Genomic DNA, 15,012 nt, shown 5'->3' with positions numbered 1-15,012 from the left:
CTCCTGCTCCGGGTTATTCGCTTACGCGATAGCGCTCAAGCCAGTGCGCGTAAGGCGCCGGCAATACCCACGACGGCTGCTCTTTTTTCAGTGCGCGCGCGGCCTGATAGGACCAGTTAGGATTTGCCAGGTGCGCCTTGCCGACCATAACCAGATCCAGCTGGCCGTTCTCGATGGTTTCGTTGGCGATCGCCGGCGCGTCAATTCCCCAGGCGGAGGCCACCGGAATAGCCGCTTCGCGACGCACCCGCTCGGCGATCGGCGCCAGGAAAGCCGGGCCCCAGGGAATATTCGACTCCGGCGTGGAGAAACCGATGCTGACGCTCAGCAGATCGAGGCCGCCTTCGCGGAATTTTTTCGTCAGCGTGATCGCTTCTTCCAGCGTCTCCTCGTCCCGACCGTCATATTCAATCACGCCGAAACGCGCCGTCAGCGGCAGATTTTGCGGCCAAACCTCGCGTACGGCGGCCAGCGTTTCCAGCAGGAAGCGGCTGCGTCCTTCCAGGCTGCCGCCATACTCGTCCTGACGCTGGTTGGCGTGCACGGAGAAAAAGCTTTGCGCCAGGTAGCCATGAGCGAAATGCAGTTCCAGCCACTCAAAACCGGCATCGCGTGCGCGCTGCGCCGCCACGGCAAAATCGTTGCGGACGCGAGCGATCTCTTCCAGCGTCATTTCGTGCGGCACCTGAGGCAGATTAGCACCAAAAGCGGTAGCGGATGGCGACAGCGTTTCCCAGCCGCGCGGGTCGGTTTTGGCAATATGATCGTCGCCTTCCCATGGACGGTTGGCGCTGGCTTTACGGCCCGCGTGGGCAATCTGAATGCCCGGTACCGCGCCGGCGGCTTTGATGTCGCGCGCGATAATTGCCAGCTTCTCGGCCTGCTCGTCATTCCAGATGCCCAGGCAGCCGGGCGTGATGCGCCCTTCCGGCGCTACCGCCGTCGCTTCAACAATCACCAGTCCGGCACCGCCGCGCGCCAGGCTGGCGTAGTGCACGCGATGCCATTCATTGCTCAAGCCCTCTTCAGCGCTGTACTGGCACATAGGCGGCACGGCGATACGGTTACGTAGCGTCACGTCTTTTAACGTAAAGGGGGAAAATAGTCCTGACATAAAAACCTCTTGATTGAGTAAAACTGCCGGTTCACGTCCGGCCGCAAAGATGCTGTCAGGAAATTATTGCCTCGATAGCGGCTTTAGAGATAAGCGGTTGATGCTGGCGATGAACAAATGCGGCTACGGATGTTTACCCGCAGCCGTGTTTTACTTCGATTATTCATACCAGGTATAAAAGACCAGGGTAGAATTAGCCGCGCCGGGCTGTACGCTATCGGCGACCTGATAGTAACGCGCGCTAAAGGGAATGGTGGTGACGCCTTTCTGGAACGGCCAGGTCAGGTGTTCCGCATTGCCGTTGATTTTTTGGCCATTTAACAGCAGCTGTATGCCTACGCCGGAAGCCGCGCCTTCTTCATCGCTTAGCGCGATAACGCCGTTGTTTTTATCCGCATAACCGTAAGTAGGTTCCAGATCCAGCAGCACGTTGACGGCGTCGCCTTCACATTCAGAGAGCGTAATCGTAAAAGGCATCTCCGCTCCGACGCTGCCCACGCCTTTGAAAGTTTTGGTTGAAACGTTTCCCATATCGACAGCCTTATGCGTTTCCACCGAGCAACCGCCTTTGCTTAACTCTATATCGCCATGAAAGTAAATGCTGTAGAGATCGCCCATGATAGTGTTATCTGGATCGCCTTCAGAGAGATATATCGATTGTTCTATCTGGCCAACTTTCCCGTAATCAATATCACTACTTGTTTTTATGATATAAAAATTATCTGTGATGACGGCTGTGCCATTACGTTTTAATCCCCGCCTGGTACCATTAGCGTTCATGCCGGGAAAATAGTTTGACATGCAGCCCCAGGTTCCTGCAGAAGAGTTAAAATTTGTCCAGACAATTCCCAATCCTAATTCACTCAACCCCATATCAGTATCCAGAATAGCGCAGCTTATACCATCAACCTGCGCTGTTCTGCCTGTCCGGATCCAGTTTGGATGACTGACTCTTGATATTTGCTGGTTACGAACCTCATTGCCGCAGGTTATATTAACCGTATTGCTGACAATTTTAAGGATATCGCCTACCTGCGCGCCTGGCGGCACGAAAACGGTTTGCAGGTCAACGTCATAAGTCGATCTGTCCGAGGTACAAACGCTTTCCGCTTTCGCTCCCCACGGCGCCAGAAAAAGTCCCAGTACCGCGATAAAAATAATAGTTAATTTTTGCACGTCAGCTCCGCCATAATAATACCGTTATGCGCCACACCGTTATGCAGATTAAACGCTGTTTTGCATTGTTGATTGCCCGGCAGGGAAACCAGCAGATCGCTTTTTTCCGGTACGCCGGTCAAATACACCTGCCCTTTTTCATCCGCAATACCGCTGATTTCGCCAACGCTGACCACGGCGCCGAGCGGCAGCGGCCTGCCGTTATAGGTAATTTTAAGAAATGTTCGGTAGCCAATCCGGGTTTGATAATCCATTACCACCAGCGCTTCCCGCGTCGGCACGCTTTTTTGTACCGGATTGACTAAGTCGATTTCGTCGCTCAGCGTAGAGGTATCAAGCGCGATTTCATTTTCCTGATAGGCCGCCAGGGAAGGGACGATAGCGTAGCCTCTGCTGTCCGTGGCCGTGCCGCTACGGTTAGTGATGCCGACATTACTCGCGCCCGGCGCGCGCACCAGCGCATAGCCGCTTCCTTCCAGTAAAGGCTGCGAGAGCGTGACGCCATAAGGATGAGCCACTACAGCGCCCCGAGCGGCCCAGTTAACGCGCTGATTCTGCCCATAATAGTTGGTATAGCCGAGGCTGACGGTGGAGCTGGCGCCCTGCAAACTGGCAGACAGGGCCGTACTCTCATTTACTCTGCCGCCGCGCTGGCTGCGCGCCTGCGCGGCAGACCAGGAGAGGTTATGGCTTTGCGGCGCCGTGCCGGAGAGCGTGGTGGTCTGGCTGTTACCGGCAGCCCGGGACCAGGAGAGACGATTGTTCATATAGAGCGCGCTGGCGGACTGCGGCGTCAGCCACTTACCCAGTGGGATGGAGAAACTGGCCGAAACGACATTATCGGTTTTCCCGGTACGCCAGCTTTTATTCATACTCTGGCTGAGGTTGACCGTCACGCCGTCGAAATTTTTGCTCCAGCTGCTGGTCACTGAGCGTATTTTAGCGCCGTTATGGTGCCAGTAAGCCTGCTGCGAAGCCGATAGCGCGACGGCGCCAAGTCCGCCAATATTCTGGCTTAGCGTCAGCTGCGCCCTGTTTTTTAGCGAGTTGCGCAACGCCTGGCCGGGAAAGGCGTAGTAGTTGTTGGCTTCATCGAAAGTGTAGTAGCCGTCGGTATCGAAACGATAGCCCGCCAGCGTCATCGTGGTGTCGGTCGTCTCAATCTGTTTGCTATAGCGCAGCCGCCACGACTGGCCTTCGCTGCTGTCGCCGTTGCCAAAACGAGTGACGGCGTGGGTAACGTCCAGCGAGATCGCGCCCATGACGCCGAGCCCCTGGCCGATACCCGTCATCATCGACTGATAATCCTCTGCCACTATCAGGCCGCCATAAACAGAAGTGTTGTTCAGCAACCCGTAAATGGCCTCCATTTGCATAAACCGTTGCTGTACCGCACCAACGGTGCCGGCAGGGTTGCCATACTCGCCCGCGGTCACCGAATAGTTCACTCTGCCCTGGCGCAGGGAAACCAGCGGCGTGGCAAAGGGCTGAAGGCTTTTCCGCACCGAGCCGTCTTCCTCGCGAATGGTGATTTCCAGATCGCCGGAAGTGCCGGTGGCGTAAAGATCGTTAATAACGAAGTCGCCAGGCGGCACAAATGTCTGGTAAAGCAGATTGCCGTTTTGCCTGACCTCCACCGTGGCGTTGGTCATCGCGACGCCGCGAATGATCGGCGCGTAGCCCCGCTGGCTGAAAGGCAGCATCTCGTCCTGCGAAGTCAAGGCCAGCCCGCGAAAGCTGAAACTGTCGAAAACCAGCCCGGGACTGGCCGTTTCGCCGACCACCAGGCGCGCGCGCAGCGTACGAATATCTCGCTCCAGCCAGCTTTGCAGGCTTCTCCAGCTTGAAGTGCCGGAACCGGTTCTGCTGTAGTAGCTGTAATTGCGCAGCCGCCAGGGGCCGAGGTTTGCGCCGCTGCGCAAATTGAGGTATTGCGAGCTGAACTGCCCGCCCGCCGCGCCATGACGGCTTTTCACTTCCGAGCCGGACAGGTTATAGGAAGTAAAAAGCATAGGGACGCCTTCCTGCCACTTTTCCGGCGGAATATAGCCCTGCACCTGTTTATCCAGCGCCGCCTGGGGAAGAGTGAAATTCAGCTGACGACGATCGAAATGAAACTCCACGGTCGCCTGAGGAATATAAGCGGCGATATCGGTCAGTATCGCCTCTTCAGGCAGCTTTTGCAGCGCCGGGAACGCGTCAATTTTAATTCCCAGCTCTTTTAGCAGAGTGACAGGGATTTCCGGGCAAAGCGCTTCGCCGCAGGGAATAAAATCCAGCGTTTCCTCACCAATGTTGCGTTGATTCACGCTAAGCTGCACGCGATAACGGCCCGGCGGCTGGTTAGTCAGACGGGAAAGCAGCGCCAAATCCAGCCGGGATTTTTGTTCTTCGCTAAGATGTAAAGCGTCTACATTAAAATAGAGTTCCGCACGTGCGGGAAACAGGCTTGTAGCCAGCGTACAGGCGATAAGGCTAAAAACAAATGGCGTCGGACGAGGTCGATCGGATATGCCTCTGTACAAAAAACCTTTTACGACCATAACCTCAACCTGCTATCAGAACTGTTCTTTTCGCTCTGGCGTTATGCCGCCAAAATCATTAATAGTGCTGAAAGTGACATCGCGTATTTTTTCAACCGGCGCTTTAATCGTCCGGGAAGCGAAAGGCTTCAGCGTACCCGGCCTTTCCAGCGCCTGACCGTTGACTTTCATCCGCGTTAGCGTCACCACATAGGGCCCAGGATTCGTGAAATTAACGACGCCGACGCCCGGCGTGACTTTAAGCTGTCGCCAGGCTTCACCAGCGCTTTTTGCGTTTAGTCCCGTTGGCCGATAAATAAGTTTGATAATATTTTGCGTGGCGATAGTTAAGCGGTTTGGCGAGGCCTCTTTAGAAACGGCGGGAACCGCCCGCACATTCAGCAGGAAGAGACTTTCTCTGTCAGCCGGCAGTGAATTAACGCCGGTATAAACCACTCTGACCGTGCTGCTGCCCTGACGATCCAGCTTAAATAACGGCGGCGTGGTAATAAAAGGCACGTTGTCCTCTTTTTGTTCAAAGTCCGTTACCCACGCCTGAATAAGGTAAGGCACGCTTTCACCAGAATTATTAATCGGGACGCTGGCCTCTTTTTTTCCCTGCGAATAAATGAGTCGCGTAGCGCCCAGGGCCAAACCATTGGCGTGACTGACGGGCTGATACGCCAAAACCAGCGCGGTAGCCAGCATAGCGGAACCGAACGTTCGCATTTTACTTCTCCAGATAGCTTCGCCCCTTGTCAGGTAAGGGGCGTAAATCACGGGCGACTACGAATTGCTGTAATCAATAACGAAGGTGATGTCGGTATCGATATCACCAGTGGGCGCAGCGCCGCCCTCAGTAGGGGTGGTATAGGCGACCAGATAGGCGTTAAAGCGGCCGGAGGCGCCGTTGACATCCGCGCCCAGCGCGTCCAGGCCGGAGTTGGCGCCGCTCACGTTAGGCGAGTAAAAAGTGCCTGTCTTGCCGGCGTCTTCAAGACGAATGCCCACGCCCGCTACCGAAGTGGCGAACAGGTTGGTGTAGTTCTGAGTAGTTACGCCAGCGCCTTTAAAAGTGATGCCGGGCGCAGCGGACACTGCACAATCCGTCAGTTCAATAGCGAAAGGCGTGGCGGCCGAGCTTTTTCCTGCGGCGTTAAGCGTTTTGCTGCTTACATGGCCTAAATCTACCGTACCGTAGGTGGTGCCCGATCCGGCGACGCTGGAAACGGAACAGGCCGCCGCTGAAATAGTGCCGGTAAAATGGATCACGCCGTCATCGGCCTGAGCCAGACCAACACTGCCAATGCCAACAGAAATAAGCGCCAACGCCAGTAAATTTTTTTTCAACATATATACGCCCTGTAGGTGAGGTTAAAAATAAAACTATTCCTTTAGAAATCAGGAAAACTTTGTTATGAAATCGCGATAGTAAAAAGGCTATTCTCTGGTTACGTTCCCTTTAGTTATTAAAATGTTATTAACATGCTGGTATAGCTTGCTCTGCGTTTTTAAGGTATTTCTGACAACATTCAGGTCAGTGAAGTGGTATTGTCCTTCAGGACGAAAAAAAAGCAAAAGGTTAATAAATGTAAATGCCGGGATAATTAATTGCTAAAACCTATCAAGTAACACTATCTTTCTTTTTTCCTAATAAAAAAACGATAAAGTTTGTGATTTATTTTCTTTATTTTTCCTTTCATCAAAGTTAATTATGATAAATAAAATAACAATAAAAACTCTCATCTATAAAAAATTAACATTTCAGGGGGAATTATTTATCATCGTTTAATCTCTATTAAGTTTTACGACGACTGCCCTTCTGTCCTGAAACAATAATTGTTTCCAAAAATATTGAGTCTGCTTTTTTAACGTCCGCAAAATGACCAAAAATCACTCGCTTTTTTTGTTACAACTTCAATAAATGTCACACTTTAACCGCCAGAGACGCATCTTAAAGGTCGTGATTTGCGACGTAATCTCTATCATGGAGCGCGATAATGAGAAGCGATGCGATTGTCCGGTAATGAAATTCAAAGATTTTGCAGAAGAAGAGAAACTGTTTGTACGCAGGGCACTGGTGGCTTTCGGGATAGTCGTGGCCGGTTTTGTCATCCTGGGCATCAATCTCTGGCATCTGCAGATCAAGCAAAACCAGTACTATCAGACGCGATCCAACGAGAATGATATCAAGATGATCCCTGTCGCACCGACGCGCGGGATCATTTTCGATCGCAACGGCACGCCGCTGGTGAAAAACGTTACCTGGTACGATATCGAGATCCTGCCTTATAAAATCAAAGACATGAAGGCGTTACTGGCGGAACTGGCGCCGCTGGTCGATCTGACGGCGGAGGATATCGAAACCTTTAACCACACGCTGCACAGTGCCAGCCGCTATAAGCCGGTGGTGCTGAAAACCGAGCTCACGGCAGAAGAGATCGCGCGTTTTTCCGTTAACCAGTTCAAATTTACCGGCGTCGAGATCAATAGCTATCAGGATCGGCAATACCCTTATGGCGCGGATCTGGCGCATGTGGTGGGCTACGTCTCCAAAATCAATGACAGCGACTATAAAAGGCTCGATAAAGCCGGTCTTGGCGAGAACTATGCTGCCGACCATAATATCGGCAAACAGGGTATTGAAGGCTATTACGAATCGGTGCTGCACGGCAAAACCGGCTATCAGGAAGTGGAAGTAGATAATCATGGTCGGGTGATCCGCGTGCTGAAAGAGGTGCCGCCCATTGCCGGAAAAAATATTTATCTGACGCTCGATCTGCCTCTGCAGCAGTATGTGGAGTCGCAGCTGGTCGGTCAGCGGGCGGCGGTGATCATTGAGAACCCAAAAAATGGCGAGGTGCTGGCGATGGTTTCCAGCCCCAGCTACGATCCCAACCCTTTCGTAAAAGGGATCGGCTACAAAGCTTATAAAGCGCTGCTGGCCGACAAAAATTTGCCGCTGATCAACCGCGTGACCCAGGGACTTTATCCGCCCGCCTCCACCGTGAAGCCTTATATGGCGATGTCGGCGCTGCTGACCCACGTAATTACGCCGCAGACAACCTTTTACGGCGCGCCGACCTGGACGCTGCCGGGAACCCAGCGCAAATATCGCGACTGGAAAAAATCGGGTCACGGTATGCTGGACGTCACCCGCGCCATCGAAGAGTCGGCGGATACGTTCTTCTATCAGGTCGCGTTTATGATGGGCATCGACCGCATCCATACCATGCTGAGCCAGTTCGGCTACGGCAAATCCACCGGCATCGACCTGAACGAGGAGTACAACGGCCTGTTGCCCAGCCGCGAATGGAAGCAAAAAGTGCACAAGAAAGGCTGGTATCAGGGCGATACGGTTTCCGTCGGCATCGGCCAGGGCTACTGGATTGCCACACCGATCCAGATGGTCAAGGCGATGGCGACGCTGATCAACAATGGCCACGTTATTCAGCCTCATTTGATGTATGAGGAGAAACAGGGCGCGAACGTGAAGCGCTGGCAGCCGACGCTGCCCGCACAGCAGGTCGGCGATGCCAGTTCGCCCTATTGGGGAATTGTTCGTCGCGCGATGTTTGGCATGGCGAACGCCCCTAACGGCACCGGCTACAAATATTTCCATACCGCGCCTTACGGCATCGCGGCAAAAAGCGGTACTTCGCAGGTGTTCGGCCTCAAGCAGAATCAGACCTATAACGCGAAAATGATCCCGATCCGCCTGCGCGATCATATCTTCTATACCGCTTTTGCGCCTTTCGATAAGCCCAAAGTGGCGATAGCGCTGATTCTGGAAAACGGCGGCATCAACGGCGTGACGGCGGCGCCGCTGGTAAGAAATATTCTCGACCATATTTTCCTGCCGCCGGACGTCGCGCCGATGGCGCCGACTGCCGATCCGCAAAGCAACCTGAACGCGCAGTAGTCCGATGATCCAGGAGCACGAGACTCGCGGCGGCGGCCGGCGCGAGCTTGACAGAAACAGCCGCACGCCAGAAGATGATCGCCCTTTTCTGTTGGAGTCTTGCGGTGAAAGCACCTGCCATTACTATCCACTACTGTTCCCAATGCAACTGGCTGCTGCGTGCAGGCTGGATGGCGCAGGAACTGCTGCACACCTTCGGTGCCGACCTGGCTTCCGTGACGCTGGTGCCGGGCACCGGCGGCATCTATCAGATTACCGTCGACGGCCATCTGCTGTGGGATCGCAAAGCGGACGGCGGCTTTCCCGAGGTAAAAGAGCTGAAACAGCGGGTGCGTAACTACTGTTTCCCCGAACGGGATTTGGGGCATCTCGATCGAACAACTCGCCCTGAGTAACCGGCGCGGCGGTCGCTTTGTCGTCGCGCCGCCGAGTCACTCTTGTTTCCGCTTCCCGCTACGCGCTACACTCTGCGCCTTCCGAAGGCGTGTCGCCGTTCGGCTATAACAATAATGCTTACCTGCCCTGCCATCGCGCTCCTGCTACGCCCTGCGTACAGGTTTTCCTGTCTGTTCACCATAAGATTTTTTATGACTACTCTAAGCCCTGATTCTCCCGCGGCCCCTGCCGTTGGCCCGCTGCTGTTTGCCCTGGCGCTGGGCGCCTTCGCCATCGGCCTGAGCGAATTCGTTATTATGGGCCTGCTGCCGCAGGTCAGCGACGCCATGCATGTCAGCCTGGCGGCAGGCAGCCGTTTTATCAGCTATTACGCGCTGGGCGTCGTGATCGGCGCGCCGCTCTTTTCGCTGAGCACTGCAAAGCTGAGCCGCAAGCATCAGCTGATGATTTTTATTACGCTGTTTTTATGCGGCAACGTCAGCAGTATGCTGGCGGGCAACGCGCACGCGCTGATGCTTTCCCGTTTCCTCAGCGGTCTGCCGCACGGCGCTTTCCTGGGCGTGGCGGCGCTGGCCGCCGCTTCGCTGGTGGAAGAGAGCCGTCGCGGCCAGGCGGTCGGCAAGGTGATGCTGGGACTGACGCTGGCCTCGCTACTGGGCAATCCGGCGGCGACGCTGCTCGGCGAGCATCTGGACTGGCGCTGGGCTTTCGCCTGCGTTTCGCTGCTGTCGCTGGCCGATGCGCTGCTGATTTATAAACTCTATCCGCAGCAGCGCGAAGAGACGCAAAGCTCGCCGCTAAAGGAGATCCGCGGCCTGGCCAATATCCGCATCTGGCTGACGCTCGGCATCGCGGCGATCGGTTTCGGCGGCATGTTCGCGGTCATCAGCTATATCACGCCGATCCTGACGCTGGCCGCTCACCTCTCCACGCTCTGGCTGCCGGCGGTACTGTTTATGTTCGGTCTGGGCATGGTGCTGGGCAACCTGGCGGGCGGCAGACTGGCCGACGGCAAAATCATGCTGTCGATTTTCTGCATTCTGATCTGGAGCGTGCTGGTACTGTCGCTGTTCCCGCTAATGGTCTCCTCTGCCAGCGGCCTGATGCTGGGCGCTTTCCTGATCGGCACCAATCTCGCGCTCTGCGCACCGCTGCAGGTTCGGCTGATGCAGGTGGCCGGAAAAGCGCAGACGCTGGCCGCCACGCTGAATCACTCCGCCTTTAATATTGCTAACGCGCTGGGCGCGTTTCTGGGCGCCTGGGTGGTGCAGCAAGGTTATCCGATGACGCAGACCGCCAGCTATGGCGCGATCCTGCCGCTGCTGGGCATGGCGATTTTTGCTCTCGCCCTGCTGAAAGAGGCGGCCGATCGTAAAAACGGCGCGTTGGGCTCTACCGATCTGATCTAAAGCACAGGACAACGCCTGTTGTGGACAAAACAGAGGCGTCGCTCCTGGACAGCGGAACCACGGGCCAGCTAATTCTTAAATTTTCAGCGGCAGATGTCGGCGAACGTAGGATTGGCGTAGTATTAACCGCTGATAAAATACGCAAGGATGCGAAACGATGTCGACATTACAGTTGCCCTGCACGCTTTTCCGCAGTCAGAACCGCATGGATGATTATGGCGCCAGCGATATGCGCTGCGGCGATCTCACCGAACCCCAACTGAAAACGCAGTTTCATCTGGTGGATGTCTCCGCCAGAGCCAATCCCTGGACGCTGGCGAAAGTTACCGCCTTTAACCAGCCGCAGTCGATGTTTTATGGCTCACGCGGTGAAGGCGAAAAAATTCCCCGTGAGCGCTGCGCCGCTATTTTATTTGATGAACTTCGTCATTTATCACGAGGCTTCGCCTGGTACGGTCCTTACCGCCCTCTGATTAGCGAGATGATTACCCATTTCCAGTATGGCGACGGCCAGCCGTTTTACCATCCGTTGCTGAATAGCGCGCTGAAGAGACAGATAGTGGAGGATAAAACAGATGACAGTAGTCTGTTAGCAATAAAAGACACATTGACGGAAAATATGCTGTGGGAAAAATCGAGCTATCCAGCACAGAATAAAATGGACATAACCAAGGCTATCCTTGATGGCAGAGTGCCTAAATTTTGTCGACTTCAGGATAATGTTAACGGAATGGGCATTACCGTTCACGATATTTGGGCAACGCAAATTACTCTAAAATCCCTGCATATCGAACACGACTGCTATCGTGCACTGATACATTATAAATGTCAGGACCATTTTGGCCTGGATGAGGCAGACATATTAAAAACGAAGTTCAATTTATTTCGCTTTTTCCGTATCTGGTTTGTTCTGCAAAGATATAACAAGTTCGGCTTCAGGCCGTTTCTGACCAATATGGAAGCCACCATAGAGATTAGCGGAAACAAGAATGGCGGTAAAAAATAAAACATTTATTCAGGCACTTACGCTAGTTGCAGCCGTTGCTCTGGGCTATCTGCTCTGGCTTTCATGGCGTCCCGTTGAGATTGTCGCCGTGCATCAAAGAGACCACTTCAGCGATGTACTGGTAAAAAGCTTTCCCGTTACCGATCGTGGAAAAATAACGTGGTGGCTAGAAAACAAAGAGAGACTGAAAGCCAGCTATCATATTCCAAAACCGGCATCTTATGGAGGCTATACCATCACTTTTTGGCTATTCGGTGAAGGCTATAAAGAGCGGGGAAAGTATGACAGGCTCTGTTTTGATGATATGCAGAGGGAGAAAAACTGTATTGAAAAAGAGGCTGTTTTCGCTGTTCGTCATTACAACAGTAAAAAAACCTATTTTATTGTTTTTGATGGCAGATATTTATTAAAAGATAACGGCGAAATAGTTGAAGTCCCGCGTGATTAAAAAGCCGGGCATTGCGCCCGGCTCCTTGTCTATATGCGGTCGGTCGCAGGCGTTTTTACCCGCAGCGCCAGCATAATCGTCAGCGTCGCCAGCAGCAGCGCCATCGCGCTGCCCATAAATACGCCTTTCGCGCCGGTGACGTTAAAGATCATGCCGCCAGCCGCCGCACCTATGGTGATCGCCAGCTGGATCGCCGCCACCAGCAGGCCGCCGCCGCTTTCCGCCTCTTCCGGCATGGTGCGGGTGATCCAGGTTGACCAGGCGACAGGCACGGCGCCGAACGCCATTCCCCACAGCGCCACCAGCAGCGCATCCAGCATCGGCGCGGAACCTGAGGCAACCAGCGCCACGCCCATCAGTCCCATCGCCAGCGGCATCCCGATCAGCGTCAGGTGCAAATTACGCTCCAGCAGCAGGCCAGCCAGCAGCGTGCCGGCAAAGTTCGCCACGCCAAAGCCCAGCAGGATCGCGGAGAGGCCGTTGACGTCCACGCCGGTGACGCTCTCCAGGAAAGGCCGCAGGTAGGTAAAGAAGGCGAAGTGGCCGGAGAAGACCAGAATTATCGCCAGCAGCGCGGTCTGCATACCCGGACGCTTAATCAATGTCAGGATCGAGCTATTTTTACTGAGCGGATTCGGTGGCATTTTCGGCAAGGCTGCCAGCTGCCAGCTCAGCGCCAGCACGCCGATCGCCGCGGCGGCGACAAAGACGTTGCGCCAGCCGATCAGATGGCCGAAATAGCTGCCCATCGGCGCGGCGACGATAGTGGCGACCGAAACGCCGCTGAAGACGATGGAGAGCGCGCGCGGCACCATCGCTTCCGGCACCAGCCGCATCGCGGTGGCCGCCGCCAGCGTCCAGAAGCCGCCGATGGCGATGCCCAGGATCACGCGTCCCGCCAGGATAAAGGTCAGGTTCGGCGCAAAAGCCGCCAGCAGATTAGAGACGATCAGCATCACGGAAAAAATCAGCATCACGCCGCGGCGATCCAGTTTGCTGGTCAGAGAAGCGCTAAAAAAGCTGGTTAACAGCGCGAATATCGCCGTGATGGTGACGGCCTGGCCGGTCATGCCTTCCGTGACGTTTAAGCTCGCCGCCATCGGCGTCAGCAGGCTGGCGGGCAGAAACTCTGCGGTCACCAGGCCGAAAACGCCCAGCGCCATAGAGAAAACCGCGCCCCACTGCGGCTTGATGGATGTTGTCATAAATGAGTCTCTTTAAAAGTTCGATACGATAAGGTTAAAAGGCTGGTGCCGGATAATCTATGATGTAAAATCCGTGATTATTGATTATTCGTCCGGAGAGCAGCGCAATGTCTTCAGAAGGTCACGATCTCACCAGCGAGCTACTGTACGGTATGCGCCTGCTGGGGCTGCAGTATCGGCGTATTGAACTGGCCGCGCCGTTCGGCGTAGGCTTTGTCAAAGCGGCAGGACGCGCGCAGTTTCACTTTGTCAGCCGCGGGCCGGTGCTGCTGCGAACGCAAAATGGCCAGCTGCGCACGCTCAACACGGGCGATGCGCTGCTGTTGCCGCACGGCAGCGATCATGTGCTGCTCTCTTCGCCGGATGTCGCCTGCAAGGATATCCGCGCTTTTAACACCACGCCGGTCTGCGGCAATGTCTGCTGTATTAAAGATTGCGAACAGGTGCCAGCGGCAGAAACCGCGCTGATTTTCAGCGGCTGCATGGAGTTCGATCTCGGCGGCATGCAGATGCTCATCGGCTCCATGCCGGAAGTGCTGCTGGCGGATACGCTGATCCACAAATATCCCGAAGTACAGCCGATGCTGGAGGCGATGGAGCGGGAATCGTTGGGGAAAAGAGCGGGCTACGCGGGCATTCTGGCACGGCTGGCGGACGTGGTGGCGGCCTTGATCGTGCGCGGCTGGGTAGAGTCGGGCTGCGGCGCGGCGGGCGGCTGGCTGGAGGCGCTGCGCGATCCTAAATTAGGCAAGGCGCTGGTAGCGCTACATCGCGACCCCGGTAAAAACTGGACGGTGGCGCAGCTGGCGGCGGAGATGGGCAGCTCGCGCTCGGTGTTCGCCGAACGCTTTCTGGCAGTGACCGGCATGACGCCGGTGCGCTATCTGACCAGCCTGCGTATGCAGCTGGCCGCGCAGTGGATCGGTCGCGATGGCGAAAGCATCGAAAGCGTCGCCTGGCGACTCGGCTATGGCTCGCTGGCCGCCTTTAGTCGCGCTTTTAAACGTACTACCGGCACCACGCCAGGCGCGTTACGATCGGAAGAGAGTCGCCGCGCCGCGATTCAGGCCTGATCCTTCGTCCGCGCCCGTACGGCCAACCACAGCGGCAGAGGCAGCGTGGCGGCCAGCAGCGCCCACAGCAGCGTGTAAACGGACTCGACGCCATCGTTTTGCAGGTTGATAAAGAGTTTGACCGGAATGCCCTGCGGAAAGTAGCTGAACACCAGCACGATGCCGAATTCGCCGACTATCCTGACCCAGGCGAGCGCGAGCGCCGCCGCCAGCCCGCGGGAAGCCTGCGGCAGCGTCAGCCGCCAGAAAACCTGCCAGGCGGACGCGCCCAGCGTTTCTCCGACCTCTTCGATGTCGCGCGGTACCGCTTCAAAAGCGGAGCGCGCCGTCAGCACAAACCAGGGTAATCCCGCGTAGATCTGCGCCAGCACAAAAGCCCCGGAATTGTTGTTCAGCGCCAGCCCCACTTTCGCCAGCGCCTCGCCGATTGAGCCGTATGGCCCGTAAGCGGAGATAAGCAAAATCCCCAACGCCAGCGGCGGCGTCAGCAGCGGAACAAGCACGGCGATCTCCACCGGTCTACGCCAGCGCGAGCGGCTGCGCGCCAGCCAGAATGCCAGCGGTATACCGGCCAGCACGATCAAAGGCAGCGCGACGGCGCTCATCAGCAGCGAAACGCCGATCGCCTGACCGTCGCCGTAAGCCAGATGAAAGTCGCCCCAGGGCGTAATCAGCGCCAGCGTAACAAAGGGGATTATCAGCAGCGCGACTGCGGGTATCCCGAGCCAGAACGAGCGCAAA

13 protein-coding genes are annotated in these 15,012 nt (G+C 55.6%); 6 read left to right on the top strand and 7 right to left on the bottom strand.

Annotated features, from left to right (window positions below; all coding sequences use genetic code 11):
• Nucleotides 1-13: 13 nt before the first annotated feature.
• From MKZ79_RS10070 to MKZ79_RS10050, 5 genes are all read right to left on the bottom strand, one after another.
• Nucleotides 14-1,114: an NADH:flavin oxidoreductase/NADH oxidase gene (locus MKZ79_RS10070; RefSeq protein WP_336141673.1), complete on the bottom strand. Its 1,101-nt coding sequence runs from the start codon at nt 1,112-1,114 to the stop codon at nt 14-16.
• Between the two features lie 159 nt (nt 1,115-1,273).
• On the bottom strand, nt 1,274-1,987 hold the full coding sequence (locus tag MKZ79_RS10065) for a fimbrial protein (RefSeq protein ID WP_336141672.1): 714 nt from the start codon (nt 1,985-1,987) through the stop codon (nt 1,274-1,276).
• A 290-nt stretch (nt 1,988-2,277) separates the two neighbouring features.
• Nucleotides 2,278-4,833, bottom strand: coding sequence for a fimbria/pilus outer membrane usher protein (locus MKZ79_RS10060; protein WP_336141671.1), 2,556 nt, complete (start codon nt 4,831-4,833; stop codon nt 2,278-2,280).
• Nucleotides 4,834-4,848: 15 nt separating this feature from the next.
• A complete protein-coding gene (locus tag MKZ79_RS10055) occupies nt 4,849-5,541 on the bottom strand; it encodes a fimbrial biogenesis chaperone (RefSeq protein WP_336141670.1) in 693 nt (230 codons plus the stop codon).
• Between the two features lie 57 nt (nt 5,542-5,598).
• The gene (locus tag MKZ79_RS10050) at nt 5,599-6,165 is read right to left on the bottom strand and encodes a fimbrial protein (protein WP_336141668.1); all 567 of its coding nucleotides are present in this window, start codon (nt 6,163-6,165) and stop codon (nt 5,599-5,601) included.
• A gap of 673 nt (nt 6,166-6,838) precedes the next feature.
• Between MKZ79_RS10050 and mrdA the strand changes: the two genes are divergently transcribed.
• The 5 genes from mrdA (at nt 6,839) to MKZ79_RS10025 (ending at nt 11,993) form a co-directional block, all read left to right on the top strand.
• Complete coding sequence (gene mrdA, locus MKZ79_RS10045) at nt 6,839-8,734, top strand: penicillin-binding protein 2 (protein WP_336141666.1); 1,896 nt, start codon at nt 6,839-6,841, stop codon at nt 8,732-8,734.
• Between the two features lie 104 nt (nt 8,735-8,838).
• Complete coding sequence (locus tag MKZ79_RS10040) at nt 8,839-9,129, top strand: SelT/SelW/SelH family protein (RefSeq protein WP_442897144.1); 291 nt, start codon at nt 8,839-8,841, stop codon at nt 9,127-9,129.
• 192 nt (nt 9,130-9,321) lie between these two features.
• Complete coding sequence (locus tag MKZ79_RS10035) at nt 9,322-10,539, top strand: MFS transporter (protein ID WP_336141665.1); 1,218 nt, start codon at nt 9,322-9,324, stop codon at nt 10,537-10,539.
• Nucleotides 10,540-10,696: 157 nt separating this feature from the next.
• Nucleotides 10,697-11,545, top strand: a complete 849-nt coding sequence (locus MKZ79_RS10030) for a DUF3289 family protein (RefSeq protein ID WP_336141664.1) — start codon at nt 10,697-10,699, stop codon at nt 11,543-11,545.
• On the top strand, nt 11,529-11,993 hold the full coding sequence (locus MKZ79_RS10025) for a DUF943 family protein (RefSeq protein WP_336141663.1): 465 nt from the start codon (nt 11,529-11,531) through the stop codon (nt 11,991-11,993). Before MKZ79_RS10030 ends, MKZ79_RS10025 begins: the two co-directional genes overlap by 17 nt.
• A 29-nt stretch (nt 11,994-12,022) precedes the next feature.
• On the opposite strand, the gene MKZ79_RS10020 is transcribed toward MKZ79_RS10025, so the two are convergent.
• Nucleotides 12,023-13,198, bottom strand: a complete 1,176-nt coding sequence (locus MKZ79_RS10020) for an MFS transporter (protein ID WP_336141662.1) — start codon at nt 13,196-13,198, stop codon at nt 12,023-12,025.
• Nucleotides 13,199-13,305: 107 nt separating this feature from the next.
• On the opposite strand from MKZ79_RS10020, the gene MKZ79_RS10015 reads away from it, so the two are divergent.
• Nucleotides 13,306-14,271: an AraC family transcriptional regulator gene (locus MKZ79_RS10015; RefSeq protein ID WP_336141660.1), complete on the top strand. Its 966-nt coding sequence runs from the start codon at nt 13,306-13,308 to the stop codon at nt 14,269-14,271.
• Here the strand turns inward: MKZ79_RS10015 and MKZ79_RS10010 are convergent.
• Nucleotides 14,262-15,011, bottom strand: a complete 750-nt coding sequence (locus MKZ79_RS10010; RefSeq protein WP_336141659.1) for a molybdate ABC transporter permease subunit — start codon at nt 15,009-15,011, stop codon at nt 14,262-14,264. The two genes, MKZ79_RS10015 and MKZ79_RS10010, sit on opposite strands and share 10 nt — an antisense overlap.
• Nucleotide 15,012: the final 1 nt, after the last annotated feature.

This window comes from Erwinia sp. CGal63 (assembly GCF_037026505.1).
Taxonomy (GTDB): Bacteria; Pseudomonadota; Gammaproteobacteria; order Enterobacterales; family Enterobacteriaceae; genus Erwinia.
Note: the sequence above shows the minus strand (reverse complement) of the source record. Positions and strands in the feature narration are given on the sequence as shown.